This window comes from Halomonas bluephagenesis (genome assembly GCF_054790765.1).
On record NZ_CP133631.1, the window covers coordinates 212183 to 232469 of the forward strand.

General features: G+C 50.3%; 14 protein-coding genes. 4 read left to right on the plus strand and 10 right to left on the minus strand.

What is annotated here, in order from left to right; all coding sequences use genetic code 11:
* Nucleotides 1–24 precede the first annotated feature (24 nt).
* Nucleotides 25–5244: an anti-phage protein ProA gene (gene proA / locus REH51_RS01045; protein WP_009724589.1), complete on the minus strand. Its 5220-nt coding sequence runs from the start codon at nt 5242–5244 to the stop codon at nt 25–27.
* 347 nt (nt 5245–5591) lie between these two features.
* On the opposite strand from proA, the gene glaH reads away from it, so the two are divergent.
* Entirely contained in the window at nt 5592–6554 is a 963-nt protein-coding gene (gene glaH, locus REH51_RS01050; RefSeq protein ID WP_009724588.1) for a glutarate dioxygenase GlaH, read from the plus strand.
* A gap of 64 nt (nt 6555–6618) precedes the next feature.
* Nucleotides 6619–7833, plus strand: a complete 1215-nt coding sequence (gene lhgO / locus REH51_RS01055) for an L-2-hydroxyglutarate dehydrogenase (protein WP_009724587.1) — start codon at nt 6619–6621, stop codon at nt 7831–7833.
* Nucleotides 7834–7944: 111 nt separating this feature from the next.
* Here lhgO and REH51_RS01060 read toward each other — a convergent pair whose 3' ends face one another.
* The 3 genes from REH51_RS01060 to REH51_RS01070 form a co-directional block, all read right to left on the minus strand.
* Nucleotides 7945–8865: an extracellular catalytic domain type 1 short-chain-length polyhydroxyalkanoate depolymerase gene (locus REH51_RS01060; protein WP_009724586.1), complete on the minus strand. Its 921-nt coding sequence runs from the start codon at nt 8863–8865 to the stop codon at nt 7945–7947.
* A gap of 83 nt (nt 8866–8948) precedes the next feature.
* Nucleotides 8949–9191, minus strand: a complete 243-nt coding sequence (locus tag REH51_RS01065) for a hypothetical protein (RefSeq protein WP_009724585.1) — start codon at nt 9189–9191, stop codon at nt 8949–8951.
* Nucleotides 9192–10473: 1282 nt separating this feature from the next.
* The gene (locus REH51_RS01070) at nt 10474–11532 is read right to left on the minus strand and encodes an SDR family oxidoreductase (RefSeq protein WP_009724584.1); all 1059 of its coding nucleotides are present in this window, start codon (nt 11530–11532) and stop codon (nt 10474–10476) included.
* A 141-nt stretch (nt 11533–11673) separates the two neighbouring features.
* On the opposite strand from REH51_RS01070, the gene REH51_RS01075 reads away from it, so the two are divergent.
* On the plus strand, nt 11674–12588 hold the full coding sequence (locus REH51_RS01075) for a LysR family transcriptional regulator (protein WP_009724583.1): 915 nt from the start codon (nt 11674–11676) through the stop codon (nt 12586–12588).
* Here the strand turns inward: REH51_RS01075 and REH51_RS01080 are convergent.
* Nucleotides 12585–13463, minus strand: coding sequence for an MBL fold metallo-hydrolase (locus REH51_RS01080; RefSeq protein WP_498936650.1), 879 nt, complete (start codon nt 13461–13463; stop codon nt 12585–12587). The two genes, REH51_RS01075 and REH51_RS01080, sit on opposite strands and share 4 nt — an antisense overlap.
* A 146-nt stretch (nt 13464–13609) precedes the next feature.
* On the opposite strand from REH51_RS01080, the gene REH51_RS01085 reads away from it, so the two are divergent.
* Nucleotides 13610–14563, plus strand: coding sequence for a GlxA family transcriptional regulator (locus tag REH51_RS01085; RefSeq protein ID WP_009724581.1), 954 nt, complete (start codon nt 13610–13612; stop codon nt 14561–14563).
* A gap of 275 nt (nt 14564–14838) precedes the next feature.
* Here the strand turns inward: REH51_RS01085 and REH51_RS01090 are convergent, their stop codons facing one another.
* The 5 genes from REH51_RS01090 to REH51_RS01110 form a co-directional block, all read right to left on the minus strand.
* Nucleotides 14839–15477, minus strand: coding sequence for a HEPN domain-containing protein (locus tag REH51_RS01090; RefSeq protein ID WP_009724580.1), 639 nt, complete (start codon nt 15475–15477; stop codon nt 14839–14841).
* A gap of 93 nt (nt 15478–15570) precedes the next feature.
* Nucleotides 15571–17205 carry a TIGR04141 family sporadically distributed protein gene (locus REH51_RS01095; RefSeq protein ID WP_498936652.1) on the minus strand — a complete coding sequence of 545 codons (1635 nt, stop codon included), beginning with the start codon at nt 17203–17205 and terminating at the stop codon, nt 15571–15573.
* 152 nt (nt 17206–17357) lie between these two features.
* Entirely contained in the window at nt 17358–18089 is a 732-nt protein-coding gene (locus tag REH51_RS01100) for a hypothetical protein (RefSeq protein WP_498936653.1), read from the minus strand.
* A 174-nt stretch (nt 18090–18263) separates the two neighbouring features.
* Entirely contained in the window at nt 18264–19280 is a 1017-nt protein-coding gene (locus REH51_RS01105; RefSeq protein WP_234667734.1) for an IS30 family transposase, read from the minus strand.
* A gap of 36 nt (nt 19281–19316) precedes the next feature.
* The gene (locus REH51_RS01110) at nt 19317–19976 is read right to left on the minus strand and encodes a hypothetical protein (RefSeq protein WP_143759789.1); all 660 of its coding nucleotides are present in this window, start codon (nt 19974–19976) and stop codon (nt 19317–19319) included.
* Nucleotides 19977–20287: the final 311 nt, after the last annotated feature.

Consider the following 20287-nt stretch of genomic DNA (forward strand, 5'->3'; position numbering starts at 1 on the left):
GCTTATTCTGCTATCTTAAAAGCCTCAGCTATTTGATCGAGCTTTTTCCAACTGCTGCGACAAGGCTGCATCCAATGCATCTATCGCCTTGGCTCGATTCGTCCACCAGTCCGTTGACCATACTCTAAATAGTGTCCAGCCTAGCCCTTCCAGCATCCCCTGGCGCACCTTGTCGCGTTCACGAGCATACGCAGAGCTGTGGTACATAGCGCCATCACACTCGATGCCCGCTAAGTAGATGCCTGGTTTATCCGGGTGAACAATGCCCATATCAATACGGTAGGCCGAAACGCCGATTTGCGGATGTACGACCCAGCCTTTTTCTTGCAGGCTTCTGGCAACCGCAATCTCAAACGGCGACTCAAAGTCACCCACTGAGCCATGAGTGGCGGCGCCCAGTGCCGAGGCACCGCGTTCGGCATATTCCAGGAAGTGCTTCAGGTCTGCCACCGCGCGAGCTGCGGTGCGGGATAGGTCGATACGCTCTGGCGACAAAGTGGAAAACACCATCATCTCAGAGCGGGCGCGGGTCATGGCCACGTTTAATCGCCGCTCGCCGCCGTTGCGGTTTAGCGGGCCGAAGTTCATGGTGACATGCCCCGCCTCGTCTGGGCCGTAGGTGATGCTAAAGAGGATCACGTCTCGCTCGTCCCCCTGCACCGTCTCTAAGTTTTTCACGAACACTGGCTCCAGCTCGTCGTCGGAGAATGCCCACTCGATACCAGGGTCTTCTCCGCGCGCTTTATCGAGCAGGTCTTCAATCAAGCTCTGCTGTTCGGTATTGAAGGTCACCACACCGATAGACTGGCGACGCACCGCTTCATCGTCGGAGGTTAGTCGCCGAACGATTTCAGCCACAATTGCTTTGGCCTCGCCCTGGTTATGGCGTGCTTTACCACGGGCATAAAAACCTTCTGGACGCACGAGCGAAACGCCTTTATCCGGGTGCACGGGAGCAGGGAACGTCACCAAAGAGTTGTCGTAGTAACGGCTGTTAGAGAATGCGATTAAGCTCTCGCGGCGTGAACGGTAATGCAGGTTCAATACCCGCTGAGGAATACTGGCCCCCATTAGCTCGTCCAGAATGCTCTCCAGGTCGCCCTCCCCATCCACATCGCCATCAGGGTCATCATCAGAGCGGCCAAAGAAATTGGTCGGCGGCATCTGTTTTGGGTCCCCCGCGACAATGACCTGCTTACCGCGAGCGAGTGATCCAACCGCATCCCACACGGTAATCTGAGAGGCCTCATCGAAAATCACCACATCAAACAATGCCTGCCCTGGCGAAAGAAACTGCGCAATAGAGAGCGGTGACATCATGAGACAGGGAGCCAAGGAGGTGATCGCATCCGGGATGGTTTCCATCATTTCCCGAACCGGCTTGTGGCGCATTTTCTTCTGCAGTTCGTGGCGCAGTACGCCCCAGGAAGAGCTTTTCTGGATACCCTCCTGATCCGGAATACCGCCCGCCAAATTTGCCGCGATATAGTGGGCCGTTAGCTCGCTGAACCGAGTGTCCAACTCGCGGAAATTGTGGATGGCGGCTTCATGCTCTGGGGATGAGAACGTACGTAGCACATCATCTTCACCAATCAGTGCTGACGACCACCACGTACAATAAGCTGCCTCGAAGACCTCTTCGATCTCAGCGGCCGCTACGCTGCCACTTTCTATCGCTTCTACCAGTGGCCCAAGCTGGTAATCCAACGCTTCGGAACGGCGACGTACCCAGGCACACCAGTCTTTTAAAGAAATATGATGATCGACAATTTCCTGGCACTGAGCGCTCAATGCTTCCAAAGCGGGCTTTTCGGCAGATAAATGCTCATCCAGCGTTGAGCCAATCAGCACTTCAAACTGACTTTTGAGCGCCGTGAAGGCCTCAAACGTTGCTTTAACATCATTAATCACCCGCCCTACCGGCGCTTCCGGCGCCAGCAAATCGTTGGCATCGTAGAGCAGTGTGCGAATCTTGCCCCGTAGCATCGCTAGCGACTCTGCATCATCGGCCAGCTTACCCACAGCTACTCGGGCACGGTTACCCAGTAGCTTCAAAGCGTCCATGGCCTCGGGGTCAGAATTGTAAGCGTCCCAGCCTCTCAAACCTTTCAGTACACCGTCTAAGCGATCAATATTGTCGCCCGTTTCGCGTAACTGCTTCAGCACTGGAATGTCATTGTCGGGATTTGGAGCACCCTGGGCTCCCCCTTCACGCATTTGCTTCACCACACTACGCTTGGCAAACCAGCGTTTGGGCCACCACGTCTCGTTGGCGGCTTTCCAGGCAGTGCCTAGCGCCGCTGCATCCAGGTTTTTCCAAGCCAGTGGTGCATAGGTGCAGCTGAGTTTTTCCTGGGTAGCGATATAAGCTTTAAGCTGTATAACCGCTTCTTCCAGCGCATCAAGACGATCCGGCGCATCGGGTTCCAGGGCGAAAGAGGCTTGCTGGCGATAGGCATCTAGCAGCACTTGGCCGCATTCCGCCACAGCCGAAAGCTTGGCCAGATTTAGCGTGCCTAAGCTAACGCCCAGCGCCTTTTCCAGTGCCGACACATCCTGCTTCATTTTTCCTGCACTGACCTGCAACTGCCTCGCGACGCTCACCACATCTTCCTGCCATTGGGGACGCCAATCGTGGTTGCTGACAGCACGCAGTGGATGATCGACCAAATTCCCCACGGCGCTCGCCTGCACGCGCAACAGTTCAGCCATTTCGTGCAGCTGTTCCAGCTGTTTTTCGTCGTGAGCGTCAGCGCTGGGCCAGCTCAGTTTCACCTTCACGGCTAAATCGGCATCGCGTATTTTAATGCCCATGGCATAGTGCGCCGTTAGGCCGTTACCACGGCGCTGATGTAGGGCATTGACGACATGATTCAAACGATCACGCAGCGTTTTAAGGCGCTCTCCCTCTGCCTTCCAGTCACTCACTGATAATTGAGAAGCGCTATTCCAGGAAGTACGCAACTGATCCAATACATCCGTTTTCTTCGCTTTATTGGAGTGCAGCTCCAAACAGAACTGCCCCAGGCCAATATCTTTCAGGCGACGGTGCACCACTTCCAGCGCGGCAGTTTTCTCGGAAACAAACAGTACTTTTTTACCTTTGCCCAACATATGGGCAATCAGATTGCCGATGGTCTGGCTCTTACCAGTACCTGGCGGCCCGATAATGACAAAATCTTTGCCCCTATCCGCCGTGGCAATCGCCGACATTTGGGACGAATCCACCGGTAAAGGCGTCAATAAATCGGCGGGGGTGTACTCGCGGTCGATATCCTTGGCATCGACAAAACGAATATCGCTTTCGTAGGGTTCACGTGGCGTATCTAGTAGGTGTTTCACTACGGGGCTTTCCTTCAGCGCCTCCGAGCGATCCATCAGATCTTTCCACATCAGGTACTTGGCGAAGGAGAAATGTCCCAGCACAACGTCTTCGACCACCTCAAAACCAGGCACATCCTTAATGGCATGACGTACGCGGTTCCAGATGCTGACCACATCGACGCCACTCTCATCTTCGGGCAATGCGCCAGTAAGGCCTTTGATCTCGATAGCAAAATCTTTCTTCAATAGTTCCAGCAGCGTGGTGTTGAACCTAGGCTCATCATCGCTAGCAACCATCTTCACGCCACTACGCACCGACTTACGCTCAAGCGAGACCGGTAGCAGAATTAACGGGGCACGATAACGACGGTTACCTTTATCGTTCGGCTTCCATAGCAAAAAACCTACCGCCAGAAACAGCGTATTAGAGCCTCCTTCTTTTAAGGAGGTTTGCGCCCTGCGGTAAATGTCCACCGAGCGCTTCTCTAGCTCTTCTTTAGTGAGATCCACCAACACCTGTTTCTTAGCCAGTGCATCACGTGAGTATTCGTCCTTAAGATCTTCACCCGTGCGTTGGCGATGAATATCCTCATCCTGATCTTGAGCCTGAAGCCTCGGAAACGGCGCAATAGAAATACGCGCACCGGTGGCCAATACATCTTCAAGTGCAGCGGGGTCTCCACAAACCAGTGGCAAGCTGGTTTTATTTGGCTTTTGGTTAAGCAATGGGTTGCGTGCCGAGAGGTCGAGAAGTTTGCGCTGCCAACGCTCTAACCGACCACCAGGCGAATCCTCAAATACGTCCTCTTCTATATGCACCGTTGATGAAGGCAGGCTGGGTGCCTCTTCTAAAAACGGCTCGAACGTGGCGGTTTCATCACTCGCATTGACAGCGTTTTCCAGCTGAGACGTCAGGCTAATCGGATTGATACGGTGAGCACGCGCTCGGCGGATATCCACCGCCGCAATAAACTCGCTGTCCTTGTCTAATGCCACTTGTTTATTCCCTGACTCCACCGCCTTGGAAAAAGGCGGGGCGGGATGCTGCGTGGTCAAGGTCGTTTCAATCAAGATGAGTTCTTGCAGGGGGATCCGCTGGCGTAAGGTTTCCGCCTCATCAACCACCACGCTGGCAAGATCCTCCTTTTCTAACCATAGCCCCACAAGCGCGTGCCCCTTGGTAAGCACCACCAACGGGTTCAACTGGGCCTGCTCAAGAGCGGCTGCAAACAGTAAGGTGGTGTCCAGGCAAGTGGCTACCTTGGCGCTTTCAATCTGGTTGGGCAGGCGAACTTTCTGGCCATTATTTTCGAAACTGGCGGGCGGCATCGCATAGCCCAACTGCATACCAATCATGGCGGTATAAATCGCCGAGGCCATGAGCCATACCTGCTCGCGGCTGCCCGACTCGTAGCCATTGATTTGATCCGGCTTGCCAGCCTTACGCAAAATCTGGCTGGCTTGACCCAGCAACCGATCTACCGCAGGGTCGTTGGGGGTACAAAACGCTGCCAGCAGTTCAGGCATGTAGCCAGCGCCACCCCACTCGTTGCAGGCCAGTAGCTCCACCGGCATTGCCCGCTCCGTCAAGACCTCCTCACCCTGACGAACGCTAAGCGTCACCATTCCGCGCATGGATTCCGTCAGCCCCAACAGGAAACCTCCATCCAACTCAAGATCCCGATCCTTTAGCGCCAGCCTCCCGCCCGCTGCCAGCCGATCCACCGTCCAGGTCTTCTGCTTCAAAAAAGCGGGCGATGCTTCTAGCACAATGGAAAGATCAGAGAGAGTCTGCTCTTCATTCAGGTTCTCAATCTGTAATTCCCGTAACACCGCAAACGCACTTTGGTGGCAGGCAAAATTGATCTTTTCCACCAGCGTCGCGTGGATCTCGAGTACAGAAGTTTCCTGGTTCGGCATGGGCTTTCCTTAAAATCAAAATTAGTCGCTGGTGATCTTTTATCTAAATACTACACCTCATTGAGCTTGCTGCACCTCAGAGTAAGCGCCCCAAATCACGTCATGCATCAAGCCTTTGGTAGCAAAGATCTGTCCACCAAGGTGCCGCCAACAGGCAAAACCTCATCTTTTCATTAGAAATCAAAATTTTAATTAAAGAACCATCAAGAGCAAAAAAGCCATCGCCGGATATTTTTAATGAAATAATCACAAAACGTTGACGAAATATAAAAATGTAGATATTTTTTAAGCGTAGGTTGTTTTTGAATTCGGTTCTTTTTCATTCTTTTGCTAAAGAGAGGCGTCCAATGAACGCTCCAGCCACTATCCCCGCACAGCAGCATTATGGTTTCACCCTTGGCCGCTCACCGCAGTCGGACCGCTTACTGCAACTGAGCTTCCCAAAAGAGACAGTGCAAGCGTTTCTTGACGCCGTGTCGGAATGGCCGGTTCAGGCACTGGAATATAAGTCTTTCCTACGCTTCCGGGTGGCCAAGATTCTTGATGACCTATGCAAGAACACCTTACAACCGGTGTTGATCGATACCATGGTGGATCGGGATACGGGTGCATTTCTGGTCACGCCAGAGGGGCTGGATCAGGTCGAGCAGGCAGACAACATGGTGATATTCGCCACGGCAGTGTCTCACCTAATGGGACGCTCCAATTACGACGCCATGAGCGGCCAGTACTATGCGCGTTTTGTGGTGAAGAACGTTGACAACTCAGACAGTTACCTACGTCAACCGCACCGTGTTATGGAGCTGCATAACGACGGTACGTTCGTGGAACAGGACACCGACTACGTGTTGATGATGAAAGTCGACGAACAGAACATGCAAGGTGGCAACTCACTACTGCTGCACCTCGATGACTGGGAAGGGTTAGACACGTTCTACCCTCACCCACTGGCGCGTCGTAACATGCGCTGGACCGCGCCGCCCAGTAAGAATGTTGATCGCGACATCTACCACCCCGTGTTCGATGTGGATACCGAGGGTCGCCCGATCATGTCTTACATCGACCAGTTCGTTCAGCCGAAGAACTTTGAGGAAGGTAACTGGCTAGCCAATCTTTCTGATTCGCTGGAAGGTAGTCAACATAAGCTATCGATTCCGGTATCTACCGGCAGCTTCCTACTTATTAACAATCACTTCTGGCTACATGGGCGTGATCGCTTCACCCCGCACCCTGACCTACGTCGTGAGCTGATGCGTCAGCGCGGTTATTTCACTCATGCCAAAACGCTGCGCCAGCCGCGTCAGGTATAATCACCAAAAACAAGTCGGCCACCGCCATGACGGTGGCCTTTTCCCCTTGACTACCGAGACGCCTATGTACGACTACATTATTATCGGGGGCGGCATTCTTGGGCTGTCGACGGCCATGCAGCTTATCCGCGCCTACCCTGACAAGAAGATGCTGCTGGTTGAGAAAGAGGATGGCCCTGCCCGTCATCAAACAGGCCACAACAGTGGCGTGATTCATGCAGGGGTTTACTACACGCCCGGCAGCCTAAAGGCGCGCTTCTGTCTAGAGGGAAACCTCGCCACCAAGGCGTTTTGTGACGAACACAGCATTGCCTACGATGAATGCGGCAAGTTGCTAGTCGCCACCAATGACCTCGAGCTTCAGCGCATGAAGGCCCTGTGGGAGCGCACGGAGGCTAATGGCTTGGAGCGGTATTGGCTGAAAGCAGAGGAACTGCACGAACGTGAACCTAACATCACGGGCGTCGGTGGTATCTTTGTCCCCTCCAGCGGCATCGTCAACTATGCTGAAGTGGCTGCTGCCATGGGCCGTGAGTTCGAAGCCGCTGGCGGTGAGATTCGCTACGCCACGTCGGTGACCGGCTTAAGTGAACGAACCAACGAGGTGGTGGTTTCCACCAGCCAGGGCGATTTTTCTACCCGCTACATGGTGTCCTGCTCAGGCCTGATGGCAGACCGAGTGGTGCGTATGCTAGGTATCGAACCGGACTTCACTATCTGCCCGTTCCGCGGCGAGTACTTCCGTCTTCCCACGCAGCACAATCAAATCGTCAACCATCTGATCTACCCAATTCCTGACCCTTCGATGCCGTTTCTTGGCGTTCACCTAACGCGCATGATTGACGGCAGCGTGACGGTCGGCCCCAACGCGGTACTGGCCTGGAAACGTGAAGGCTATCGAAAGACCGACATCTCGCTTTCCGATACGCTAGCCATGCTGCGCCATAGCGGCATTCGTCAGGTGCTGAAAGACAACCTACGCCCAGGGCTTTCCGAGTTTAAGAACTCGCTCTATAAAAAAGGCTACCTTCAGCAAGTACGTAAGTACTGCCCGAGCTTAACGCTGGCAGATCTTGAGCCTTACCCAGCTGGCGTGCGTGCCCAGGCGGTGTCCAACGATGGCAAGCTGGTCGATGACTTCCTGTTCGTCAACACGCCGCGTACTGTCAACGTGTGTAACGCACCCTCGCCTGCGGCGACGTCTGCCATTCCCATTGGGGCGTATATCGTAGAGAAAGTTAAGCAGCAGGTTGGCGATAGCGCCGCCGTAGTGAGCTAACACATCACCGTGTCGCCAGAGCCTTTAACCGCTCATGGGGGGCTCGTTCTCAACAAGGGTGTCTAAACGGTGGCAGCGGTATATGCCCAGCCACCGTTTGACGATATTTTATTAGGAACTTTTCACGGACTCAGTAAGGCCCCAGAAATATGCGATGTGACGGGTCGAAGAAATGCCAACCTCCAGCATGTACTTGTCTTCTTCACCAAGCCCCTCTTCCCCATCAGTCATAATCGGCGTGCCGTGTCCCATTCCTTCGATGATGTACTCTTCGATCACTTCCCGCTTGTCAGGGTTGCTCCAAACCTGTCGAGGAAAGCCGTCAACCTCCTCCACCCTTGTCGGCGGCCCTTCAACCTTGTGAACTTTCTGCCACTGCCGAACGATAGAGTCGGCGTTGGAATGATCGACGGTTGCATCGCTGCCGCCATGCCAGACCGAGATCGTTGGCCAAGGGCCGTCGAATGTCGAGGCTCCACGTACCAGCTCATCGAGCTTACTATCTGACGGGCCGCCAAATCCTTTCATGCGAACGACCGCTTCCATCAAATTGTCAGCGCTGCGGTAAGGTAACCCGGCGATAATCGCGCCTCCCGCAAACACTTCTGGATAAGTCGCCAGCATCACAGAGGTCATGGCGCCGCCCGAAGACATCCCTGTAATAAAAACCCGCCCAGGGTCGATCTCATGATCATCAACGACCTGTTCGATCATATGACGAATAGACAGTGGCTCGCCTTCGCCTCGGCGGCTATCGCCAGACTTAAACCAATTGAAGCTGCTGATCGGATTATTGCTTTGCCTTTGCTCTGGATACAGAAGTGCTATCCCGCATTCGTCGGCAAGCGCCGACCAACCTGACCCTAGATCATAGCCCTCTGCCGACTGGGTGCTGCCATGAAGTACAACGACAAGGGGCCCATTTTTAGAGAAGTTCTTTGGAATATAGGTGTCTGCATGCAACGACCCGGGATCCGCTCCGAACTCTTTCAAATCGGTCAGACGATCTTGGCTACCTGAAGTTCTCGGCATATAGCCTCCTTTGCCAGCGTAGTGTGGCGCATGCTGCTTGTAGAAAAGTCCGTAGAGAAAGCCCGTAGAATAAGTCCGCGTTTTCAGAAGAGTTCCTTCTGGAGTTTTAGCGGCTTCTTTTGGGATCGATCGCTGAATTCACCGATGGTTGGCCCGTCCGGCTGACGAGACCCAGATGCCTTGCGAGCAGCCCCTGGGATCAGCACCACCGCGTATATTGCAAGGCCCACCGCAGCAAGGAAGATTCGAGCAATAAGCGAATCTTGAGCGGTAACCGCCAAGAGTAAGGCTATCGTTCCAAGCGTTAGGGCAAAGATGATTTTCATAATATTTTCCTTACAGTGGATCGACTTAATGCAGACTCGTACGATCCTTTACTTATAAATATCCTTTTAGGCACTAAAGGTATAGTGACTCATCATTTGTAATGAACGTTGATAAGTCATGATATCGGCATCTGCGCGGCCGAGTGTCAAGATTGCTCTTCGAGAGCAACGCCAAGCGCAACCCGCAAGACGAAAACTGAAGCACTACCGAAGACTTGTCGTACAATAAGAAAGGCGCGCTTCATCCCTTGCAGCGCATAGCGCAACGTCCTTTTTTAGGCACTTCCGTTGCCACGCTCACCGTTAGGATGGACCTTAAAACACGTACTCTCTGTGCGTTGGCGAACGTAGTATTATGAATTTTTTAAGTACATGCTGGGGCTATGTAGCCTGGGAAATATTTATTGCTTATCAAAGAAGCAATAATAATTATTTTAATACAACAATCTAACACTGAGCTTTAATCAGTGAAATCACTAAAGATAGTGCCGCACTCCTTGCGACACCGAATTAAAAGAATCATAGTGGCGCTGCCTTCCTGGCAGCGCATAGCGCAACGTCCTTGTTTAGACACTTCCCTTGTCTCGCTTAACCTCAGGATGGACCTTAAAACACATACTCACTGTGCGCTGGCGAACGTAGTTTTGTTAAATTTAAAAAATGTGAACTAAAGGCTCACGCAATCTGCGCCAACATAGTGCTTAAAAGAGGTAAACAGAACGATATCGCCTAGTTAACCAAAACGTCGGAGGGCTTGTTTCGAGCGCACTTTTGCGTTTAAAAAGTTTTTATAGGGGGCTTTATGCAGAACCGTGTAACATCATTTTCTTGGGCTGCATCATAAGAAATGAATCACGTCTAAGTTGCATCGCCTGGCCCGTACCTATAAAGCCAGACGACCAATACAAACGAACTGCCAATCAGAATCTGACAATGCCGCTTCCTGATCGCACGAGCCAGGGGAATCCTTGAGCGATTCCAACCTGACTGACTTGTATAGCGCCCAATCTTCAGGGGTTAGTACTTTGATGTTGGAATTTTTCAGATGGGAAATTCGCTGCATGGTGCACAGGTTTAGGATGGTTGGGGTACGGTGGAAAAGCAGTCCCTCGACATGTGTTTTCTACAAATCACTTTGGTCTATTAATCAGTATGCGGCCAAAGGCTGTCAATTTGATAAATTTTATAGTTTCAGAAAATCCAGTTCCATAAATAACAAGACCCAGCGCCTAGCGACGCCGAGTCTTGTTTTACAAGCTTTCGTCTTGCTGATATTTTGCTATTAGGGAATGATCTTCTCAGCACGTAGGCGATCAAATAGGTCGAAGAAGGCGCTGCGGGTCTCGCGGAAATGGTCGAAACCGAAATCGCGTGACTTGGTAGTATCGTTGACACACTCCTGGTCACGGCCCAGATCGGCATCCGTATGCCACCATGAGGCAAGTTTAGTGACATCAGCCTCGACCAGATTGTGCTTCTCGGCAATTTCACGCCAAGTGTCGTCGATCCCGGCCATCTGTGTGTCTAACGGCTGCGTCGTTTCAGAGCATTCGACCACTTCAAGGCCGAAGTACTCGCCAATCTCACGCCACATACGGCGCCAGCGAAAAACGTCACCGTTAACCGTGTTGAATGCCTGATTCGCCGCTCCCGGTGTCGTCGCGGCCCACTCCATTTGGCGCGCCAAAACCAGCGCGTCAGTCATGTCAGTTAGTGCGTTCCATTGAATCTGCGAACCGGGGAATATGAATGGCTTGCCGGTTGCCTTACAAATTGAGGCATAGACGGCAAGCGTGGTGCCCATGTTCATGGCATTACCACGGGCGTAGCCAATGACCGTGTGCGGACGATGAACGTTCCAGGCAAAGCCTTGACGCTCGGCGTTTTCGAACAAGACGTCTTCCAACGCATAGTAAAAGTTATCGCCAGGAACCCGCGGCTCGGATTCGCGGAACGGCGTTTCAATGCGACCACTGCCGTAGGCTTCAAACGAACCGAGATACTGCTTGGTTCCCGTAACCAGCGATGCGTGCTCTAGATTAACGTCATCAAGCGACGCGAAAAGATTGCGCATCATGGCACTATTGGCCTCGACATTGGCCTTCTCGTTCTCGCGACCGACCCAAGTGCAGTAAAACACATGGGTAATTGGCAGGCCGGCCAACGCCTCTTGGGTAGCGGACGCATCGAGCAGGTCCGCGGTCACTGGAATCACGCCGTTCTGTTCGCTGGCGTGGCGTGATAGCCCGTAAACCGTCCAACCGCTAGCCACTAGGTAGGAAGCTAAATTGCCACCAGTGATTCCGGTGGCACCGACGACTAGTGCAATCCCTTTACGCATGGGCTTTATCCTTTCGTGAATGATGTCTGGCCGCCAAGCGGGCAGCCGATGCCCACATTCTGGTAGCGGTCGTTCATTGCTACAATCAAAAGCACTGCAAATCTTTATTGCACAAGACGCAACTTAAGGAGTTTCAACACGATGGATCTCAATGCCCTGCGCGTATTCGAGCGTGTCGCTGCGACGGGAAGCTTCACCGCTACCGCTCGCCACTTCCATCGAGCGGTTTCTTCCATTTCTAGGCAGATCCAAGGCTTGGAAGAGGACGTAGGTCAGCCGTTGTTTTACCGGCATACCCGAGCCGTGGCACTTACCGAGGCGGGGTGGCGTTACTACGAAGAAGTACGCGATATTCTAGAGCAGCTCGACTTCGCCACAGAGGCCTTGGCGCACCCCAATGCTGAGCCCAGCGGCATGCTACGCATTAATGCCCCGGTAGCGTTTGGTCAGCGTCAGATTGTGCCCCTGCTTCATCGCTTTCAAGACCGGTACCCTTCCATCAAGGCCGAACTGCAACTCAACGACCACGTGGTCGATCCGGTTCGCGAAGGGCACGACATCACCTTTCGCGTGGGCAATCTCGCAGACTCATCGCTAGTCGCGCGCCGTCTAGCACCGATGAATTACGTGATCGTGGCGTCGCCGAGCTATCTTCAAGCACACGGTGAGCCCGAATCGCCGGAGGCACTCGCTAATCACAATTGCCTGATCTATCAGGGCGAGATGGGCCGCCAGCGATGGTACTTTCAGGCACCGGATCAAACGAGCGCCAAGCCTTTCGAAGTCACCGGCAACCTTTACAGCAACGATGCTATCAGCTTGGTCCATGCGGCCCTTTTGGGGCAGGGGCTGGTGATGTTTCCAACCTGGCTAATTGCTGACGAGCTCAAAGCCGGGACATTGGTCGCACTGCTTGAATACTGGCGCTGCGAGGTCATGCCCGGGCGACGCGACATCCACGTGCTTACCACCGAACGCCGTCTTCGTTCACGCAAGGTTCGCGTTTTTCTCGACTACTTGTTCGAGTCGCTGGCTCCCCTTCCTCCTTGGGATTAAAAGGAGATGACTTCGCCGTCGGCGGGAATCAATACGTGTTCCTGGAGACCCTCTTCCTGCACGTATTCGGCCAGCTCGTCACGGCTTAGCGTCATATGGTTCACGGCGTCCATATGCACCGCGATGATCGACGCATTGGGGGCTGCCTGATGGGTGCGCAGCGTGTCTTCTTTACCCATAATAATGGGATCACCTTCAAAACTGGTTAACTCGGCGGCGCCAGTATTCAGCACGATCACGTCGGGGTTATAGCGCTCCAGTGCCTGCTCTACCTCGTCACGCCACACGGTATCGCCGACTAAATAGGTTGTCTTCTGTCCCGGCGCCTCGAAGACCACGCCCATCACTTCACCGAGGGTTTCCGCCAATTCAGGCACAGCGTAGAGAGTGTCAGAGCCATGCTGACCGCCCGTTTTATGCAGTGTCACTCCACCAAATTCCGCCTCACCGTCCAAAATACGCACATCGCTGAAACCCTGAGCGCGAATAAGCTCAGCATCGGCAGCATTCTGTGCAAACAGGGGCATGTCCTTCGGCAGTAGCTCCTGGGCAGCATCGTCCCAGTGGTCGAGGTGTGTGTGAGTAACGATGATGGCGTCGACGCCGTCGGTTATCTCCTCAACGGGCATGGGCAGCCCCACCAGCGGGTTACGCAACTCGCTACGGTAGGGATTTTCGAAGCCAGGATAAGCGCCCTGCTCGGCCAGCATCGGGTCCACCAAAAAGGTGGTGTCCCCATAGGTGATTTTCACCGTTGCATTGCGAATCTGCTGCACCTGCTGCGTTGTCTCCTGAGAGCCTGACTCTGCAAATGCGCTACCGGCGATGAAAGCCGTGGCAACGAAAAGGGAACTGGATAAGGTTTTGATGAGCATCTAACGACTTCCTTCAATACGCTGTTGGGTTGATGGAAGGCAGTGTAGAGAGAAACGACCGACAAAAAAATTGGCCTGAAAGCCAGTGTTCGAAAGTTTTGGGCCATCATGGTACGGTTAAGTTGAGAACACCATAGGAGTTAGCCATGTCCTTACCCCGTGTAGGTTTAATTCTCCATCCCCGTATCACTCCTTTTCATTTCTCGGTGCCCTATACGGTGTTCGGCATGGCTCTCCCCGATCACCCACTCTTCGATCTGACCATCGTCGCACCTTGGGAAGATTCGCTAGAGAGTGAGGAGGTGATGACAATAAGGCCCAATGGCGGCTTAACGCTCTTGGATAACGTGGATATAGCCGTGGTACCTGGCTGGCATGACCTAGATGAACCACCACCGCCTGAGCTGGCCGAGGCGCTCGTCCGCTGCCATGAACGGGGCGCTCATGTGGTGGGGCTTTGTTACGGCACTTATGCACTGGCGTACGCTGGACTGCTCGACGGCAGGCGGGCGTCAACTCACTGGGTCGCCGAGCAGGACTTTAGTGGCCGCTTCCCAAAGGTCAAGCTGGACACCAATGCGCTTTATGTAGAGGAGGATCGTCTAGTGACGTCCGCAGGCACGGCGGCAGGCCTGGATTGCTGCTTGTTCTTGGTGCGCAAATATTACGGCGCGAAGATTGCCAACAAGATTGCCCGTATTATGGTGGTTCCCCCGCACCGCGAAGGTGGGCAGGCGCAATTCATTGAGCAACCCGTTGCCATCTCCACTCAAGACGCCCATATCAATCGCTTATTGGACTATTTGAGAGAAAACCTAGTCGGTTCGCATCGCATCGATGAGCTAGCCGCTCGAACCTCCATGAGCAGACGCACCTTCACGCGCCACTTTCAAAAAGCGACCGGAATGACGGTGGTGGAGTGGCTTGTCAACGAGCGGTTACGGCGTGGGCGTGAGCTACTGGAAACTACTTCCTTGTCGGTGGAAGCGATTGCGGAACGAGTTGGCTTTCATACAGCGACATCTTTCCGTCAACACTTTAGGCAGCATCATCAAGTCAGCCCACGCGACTGGCGTAAGACCTTCGGCGGCAACGCCTGAGTTTTGTCGGGCCAGCATTGCCCCGCTCTACCCTGAACCGCGTTCATAGATTTTTGGGTGGACTGATTGGAGCTACCTCCGAGTCTCGTCGCGTTTTTGGAGCTATCCTATGGCCTATTCAAAGAAGTGTGATGCAGTCAAACAACGGTCTAGGACAAACCGTCGTTATACGGCCAGAAGCGGTCTTTTAGGCGACACTGATGTAGCGGTTTAACGCCGAAAACAGCGCGCGGCGGAGCAGTCCGGCTGCTTTTTCTTGTTAGCTTTGACTTTTATCATAACTCTGCCGCCACAGTCTGCGCATGACCCATAACCTTTGTTGTTAATTTAAACAGGTCATGGGCTGAAACTTTATATTTTTCTGATATATTGAAAATTTCTTCTGCTTCACCTTCTTTTCCGGATCCTGGATCTGGATATCTACCTGCCCAATAAACAAAATGAGTTAGCCCCCTAAGTATTGCGATTTCTTTTTTACTTAGATCAGGTATAAAGTTTGCTAAATCGTGTAACCGATGATGTTTTGTTTTCTTCTCAATTTTTCGATAACCATCAACTCCTTCTCTAATAATTATCATAGACTTCAGACATATCTCTAAGCTGTAACCGACAAGCATTAGCCCAACTGCGCAGTACTGACTGTCACATGCGCTACGCACTGGTGGAGGCATAACTTCGAATTTTTGATCTTTACTTAGGACAGCCGCTGCAGCTTCTGAAAGCGCATGAGCCTGCGACATCCAGAGTATAGGGTTTTTGAGCTCTTCATCTGTTGCTGGTTTTGTAATATCGATTGGAAAGCCTGCGATGGTGCTAGCCATCCCCCATTTATGTCGAGCCAATGCACTGTAACCAAAAGGATCTTTATCAAAATCCTCTCTGTTTGGTGTTAAGTATTTCTGAATGTCATTCATGGAGCTTTCCGTTCTCCTGTGAAGTGAAGCTAAAGCTGCGCTCACCGGTAAATTAGGAACAAAGCGAATAATTTATCCAAGTTCAGCGCCTCTTTATGCATTAGGTTTGGACTCTGTTCCTACACCAGCAACACTTACTTCAAAACCTCTTTGCGATAAGTTTTCGAATGCCTTTGATAGGTTAACTTTACTAAAAAACGGTAAATTGCTCTTTAAGCTTGCTGAATCCTCACCTAAGATCAAAAAAACAATTTCAACGCCATCGCTTTTAAATTTATCAAGTGGAACACTATCCTGTAAACCACTACTTACTCGTCTTAAAACAGTTCTCGTTTTTTTCCTAAATTCTCTGTCACCAAGCAAAATCTCAGCAGAGACACTACCTTGTGCAAAAAGGTGACTTAAACCAGCTGATCCGCCTTTTCTATGTTTAACATGAACAAACTGCTTGTTATCTGTCATCAAGTCACATAGCTCTATAGACGTAGTGGTTCTATTGCTTTTTATCAACTCCTTATCGAGCAGATGATAGCTATAGTTTGTCGAAGCTCGTTTATTGTAATCACCTTCTGATTCAATCTTTGATTTTGTCTTTCCGTCTTCTATTTCATCCCAAATATAAACTTTTGGAAAAGCAAGAGATGATACATTTATCCTCCCCAACGTAGCGTCAACTCTAGCCATAAAGCTATTGTCGATTTCGTACCATAACCCTGCGAATAGTATGTAAGTTTTATCTATTTCTTTATGTTCAAAATAGATGCACTTATATATTTGATGCTCGGACTCATTTTCATTAACGTCGTAAACAAATAGCCTGTCTCGCTTGATTGAGTCAATCGACACCTTAGCGAAATCTATGTTATCAATGTATTCCTTAGGCTCGATGGTTGGTTTTATAGAGTTTTTAGTTCGAGTGTAGCTGAACCCATAGATGCTATCCCATTGAACAATCTCAGGAATAGTTATGGTTATTTTGGTGCTCTTTGTTTTTATTTTATCGATCAACTTAGAATCCAAACGATCAATTTCGGACTTTGCTTTGACCTTCCTAATATTATCGACCCAGGAAAAGTTTCTTTTGTATGAATCATTTGCATAGTAAGCAAAGAGCAAATCAACCAATTGGGATATTTCATCCACATCCATTTCTACGCCAAATGAATAAACAGCATCCCCGCCAGAAATGTTTTTCAAGCTCACACCATCTTTAGGTGACCCAGTGACAGCTCTAAGAACATCTCTCGAGATATCAATACCAAACACACCGACAGAGGACTCTCTAGAAGCTTGCGACTTTTTCTGGACTGCCTGATCTTCTAGCGTGAAAAGGTCAACGCTCCGCAAACTGTCATGGTTAAGTGTATTAAGCGCAGTTTTAATTCCAAAATCATGCACAAAATATTTCGTATCTATCAGGAATCGACCATAGCCAAAGGTAAAAGCCATTGTAGCTGTGGCTGGTTTGATAATAAGAACTGCTGAACTGGAACGATTAGAGAGTTCATCTAATGAAACGCCTGTAACATTCTCCGCAAAACCACTCCATTTGGGTTTTTTCTCTTTATTAATTTTTAAGAACAATTTTCCTTCAAGGTCATGTTTACTATCAAGCTCATGAGCATTAACTTGAGATGGAACTTTTAGGTAGTCCGCAGTTTGCAGAGAAGCATGCTCATCTTTGGCCAAAAATGCGTTAAAATGTAAGTATGGTTTTTTATCTCCCACGGATATCAACTCCTTGCTGATGCATAAAGCCCTGTTAAGAGGTGAGAAACGCTATATCGAAGCTGCAGCATACCACCGTAATCACTTAAACCAATGCATAGTAAAAATGCCACTCGTTGCGAATACCTTTTGAATAGTTTGTTATGTGATTTTCACTCCCAACCAATAATTTCGTCCATAAAAAACATTGTGAAAATATACCCCGTTTCTGCGTCTGTCTCATCGAAAAGCAACTCACTATGTGCTGCTTCATTACCTAGCAGTCTTATTTGCTCAATTCGATTTAAAATTTTATGGTTTTTATTATCTATGTTTAGACAGCCATCGCTTTTTTCAACATCTTTATCAGGAACTAGCAATTTCTCGACCCTATTGTAGAGATTTGGACAACGAATACCTGGAAACTTTTTATGCCACATTTTTTGTGATTCTATGTCAATAATTTTTCGGCATAACATACCTACAGCATCCCATGACTTAATATTGTAGCATTGTACCATCTGTTCGAATAAATGAAGTATATCAACGATCGTTGGACTACTTATTGGCTGCATTGGTATAACTGGAGGGGAATTGAAATGAATAAGCAATTTTTCATTGCTTATTAACTCACCATCGATGCTAGAAAACTCTTTTAGTGATTCACATTTTGAGTTTTTTTCGAAGTTGTGTATTACTGCAACATCTGCCGATACAATTCGATTGCATTCGTTGCATTTTGATGAGAGTGAAAAAAGAAAGTAATCATACTCCCTCCAGTCGTCATATACATAAGCCTCAGCATAGATAGAGTCATCACTTATGCTTTCCGACATCACCTCAAATCTAACATTTTTTGCTCTGCATTTCGGGCATTTTTCTCTAAAGAATAAACTATCACTCATTGATTTCTCCGCTAATCACATAACGCCGCGCTTTGCGGCAAGTTTGTCCGGCAATAGCGCCTTGTTATACCTTTTACCAACGCCGTAGCTGTGAGATTGCATCTTTCAAGCTTCTCTCATCATGGGCTGGCTCACCATTAGAGAGGGCGGATGCAGACTCTGAGTGCAACACACTCATTGGATGGTTGATGGGCTTTCATGGTACTTGGCCATCAGCTCGCTCATCACTTCTATCGGACATTTAAATCCAAAGCGTTTTCGAGGTCGCATATTCAGCTCAAAGGCAATGGCGTCCAGCTCTTCCTGGCTATGTACTGAAAGGTCCGTTCCTTTCGGTAAATATTGACGGATAAGGCCATTGATATTCTCATTGGCCCCACGTTGCCAGGGGCTATGGGGATCGCAAAAGTAAATCGCAACGCCGGTTTCTTGAGTGATTTTTGCATGTTGTGCCATTTCACGCCCCTGATCATAGGTCATGCTTTTTCGAGCGGTGGTCGGCATTCGATTCAGAGCAGCACTAAAGCCTGCTACGGCGGAGGTGGCGGTGGCGTCGTCCATTTTTGCGAGGATCAGATAGCCACTACTAAGCTCTACCAAGGTGCCTACCGCGGACGCGTTATTCTTACCTTTGATCAGATCGCCTTCCCAGTGGCCGGGCATTTCACGCTTACTGACCTCGGGCGGACGTAAGTGAATGCTGACCATGTCAGGGATCTGGCCACGTCGATCCACTTCGCCACGGCGAGGCTTGCGTGTGGTTTTACCTTGTCGCAAGCAGTGAATCAGTTCCTTGCGAAGGTGGCCAACAGGCAAGGCATAAATGGCCGTGTAGATGGTCTCTCGGCAGACGTAGGCATCGCGCAAATCAGGTAGTTTCATCGTCTTGAGCTTGCCGCTAATTTGTTCGGGAGACAAGCGTCGCCGCAACATATGCACGATGAGATCAAACCGCTCGGTGCCTGGCAAAAGCTTACGCGCAGGACGACAGACCTCTCGACGCTTTTCTCGCTGACGTTGGGCGTACCGGGCGCAGTAACCGTTCTGGGCCATTTGGTTACGGCGTATTTCACGAGAGATGGTTGAAGGAGCTCGCCCCAGGAGCTGGGCAATATGCCGAAGGCTCATCCCTTGGGCTTGACCCACTTGGATGCTGGCACGTTCTTCAATACTGAGTTCGAGGTAAGACATGGGACAACACCTTAGCGAAATGCTCAGGTGTTGCACTCAGTTTCTGCGGCCAAGGAGACTTAAAATTGTTGAAATGCACATCGTTGAAACAGCCATACTATTATCAGATGGACTTCTGGTATTGCTTAGATGCTGGAATGTAGCCGTTCCGACCGCATCTCCATACTCTTCTTTGAGCTTTTTAAGAAGTGGGCGAACCGCATCGAGAACGGCCTGACCATATTCAACAGCCTGTTCTTTACTTGGTATTTTGCCCTTATGGATAACTTCATTACGAAATTTTATTTTATTATTGCTGAGCAAAGTTGGCTTACTTCCAGTTTCCTGAAGATGAAGAAAAATGAAAGCTCCTAGCTGCCTTTCAGATTGATTCGAGATCTCTTTCCATGCTTCTTGCGTATTAGAAAAATCAATATTTTTTGATATACATACAACTTTTATAAAGAATTCGTAGAATCTTTCTAATGCAGAAGTAAACGACGAAACTGCCTCTCGATAATAGCCATCTACGATTGCGTAAGCGCCAATATCAAAAAGTATTTCAAACTTTTGTTGTTGCAATAGGGTAATGGAAGAATGGCCCTTTGGACACATAATCTCATATCGACCATCATCCTTGAATTCAACCGTTGCGATGATCATCGCGTTTGCGATGTCCGCTTGCATGCATTGTGCACATGTAACTGGTAATTTCACGGTTCAATCCTTATAGGTATAACAGTGATGATACTCCCCTCTACATAACCTGAATGAACCCTGCGGCGCGTCCATTCAGGTTATACATCCCCTCATTCACGAGCTATCCCATTGAAATTTAAATTAATTAAGTATAAATAGGCAGCATGACATAGATTATCGTGCCGGCTGCATAACACGGCTGAGTCAGCATGCCGCTTTCTCTGAAAGGGCCGCTTTGGGTCGAAAGCCGATATTGCATATACCACTTCACACAAGCCGCCCTCCCCTTGAGGCGTGACCCAGCCTTTCACTCAAAATTTTCTTAGCCC

Bases quoted from the DNA above. Each gene is read 5' to 3' on its own strand.
- REH51_RS01085 (WP_009724581.1), top strand. From the start codon at position 13,610: ATGTCCTTACCCCGTGTAGGTTTAATTCTCCATCCCCGTATCACTCCT.
- REH51_RS01105 (WP_234667734.1), bottom strand. From the start codon at position 19,280: ATGTCTTACCTCGAACTCAGTATTGAAGAACGTGCCAGCATCCAAGTG.
- REH51_RS01065 (WP_009724585.1), bottom strand. From the start codon at position 9,191: ATGAAAATCATCTTTGCCCTAACGCTTGGAACGATAGCCTTACTCTTG.
- REH51_RS01080 (WP_498936650.1), bottom strand. From the start codon at position 13,463: ATGCTCATCAAAACCTTATCCAGTTCCCTTTTCGTTGCCACGGCTTTC.
- lhgO (WP_009724587.1), top strand. From the start codon at position 6,619: ATGTACGACTACATTATTATCGGGGGCGGCATTCTTGGGCTGTCGACG.
- REH51_RS01090 (WP_009724580.1), bottom strand. From the start codon at position 15,477: ATGAATGACATTCAGAAATACTTAACACCAAACAGAGAGGATTTTGAT.
- glaH (WP_009724588.1), top strand. From the start codon at position 5,592: ATGAACGCTCCAGCCACTATCCCCGCACAGCAGCATTATGGTTTCACC.
- REH51_RS01075 (WP_009724583.1), top strand. From the start codon at position 11,674: ATGGATCTCAATGCCCTGCGCGTATTCGAGCGTGTCGCTGCGACGGGA.
- REH51_RS01070 (WP_009724584.1), bottom strand. From the start codon at position 11,532: ATGCGTAAAGGGATTGCACTAGTCGTCGGTGCCACCGGAATCACTGGT.
- REH51_RS01060 (WP_009724586.1), bottom strand. From the start codon at position 8,865: ATGCCGAGAACTTCAGGTAGCCAAGATCGTCTGACCGATTTGAAAGAG.
- proA (WP_009724589.1), bottom strand. From the start codon at position 5,244: ATGCCGAACCAGGAAACTTCTGTACTCGAGATCCACGCGACGCTGGTG.
- REH51_RS01100 (WP_498936653.1), bottom strand. From the start codon at position 18,089: ATGAGTGATAGTTTATTCTTTAGAGAAAAATGCCCGAAATGCAGAGCA.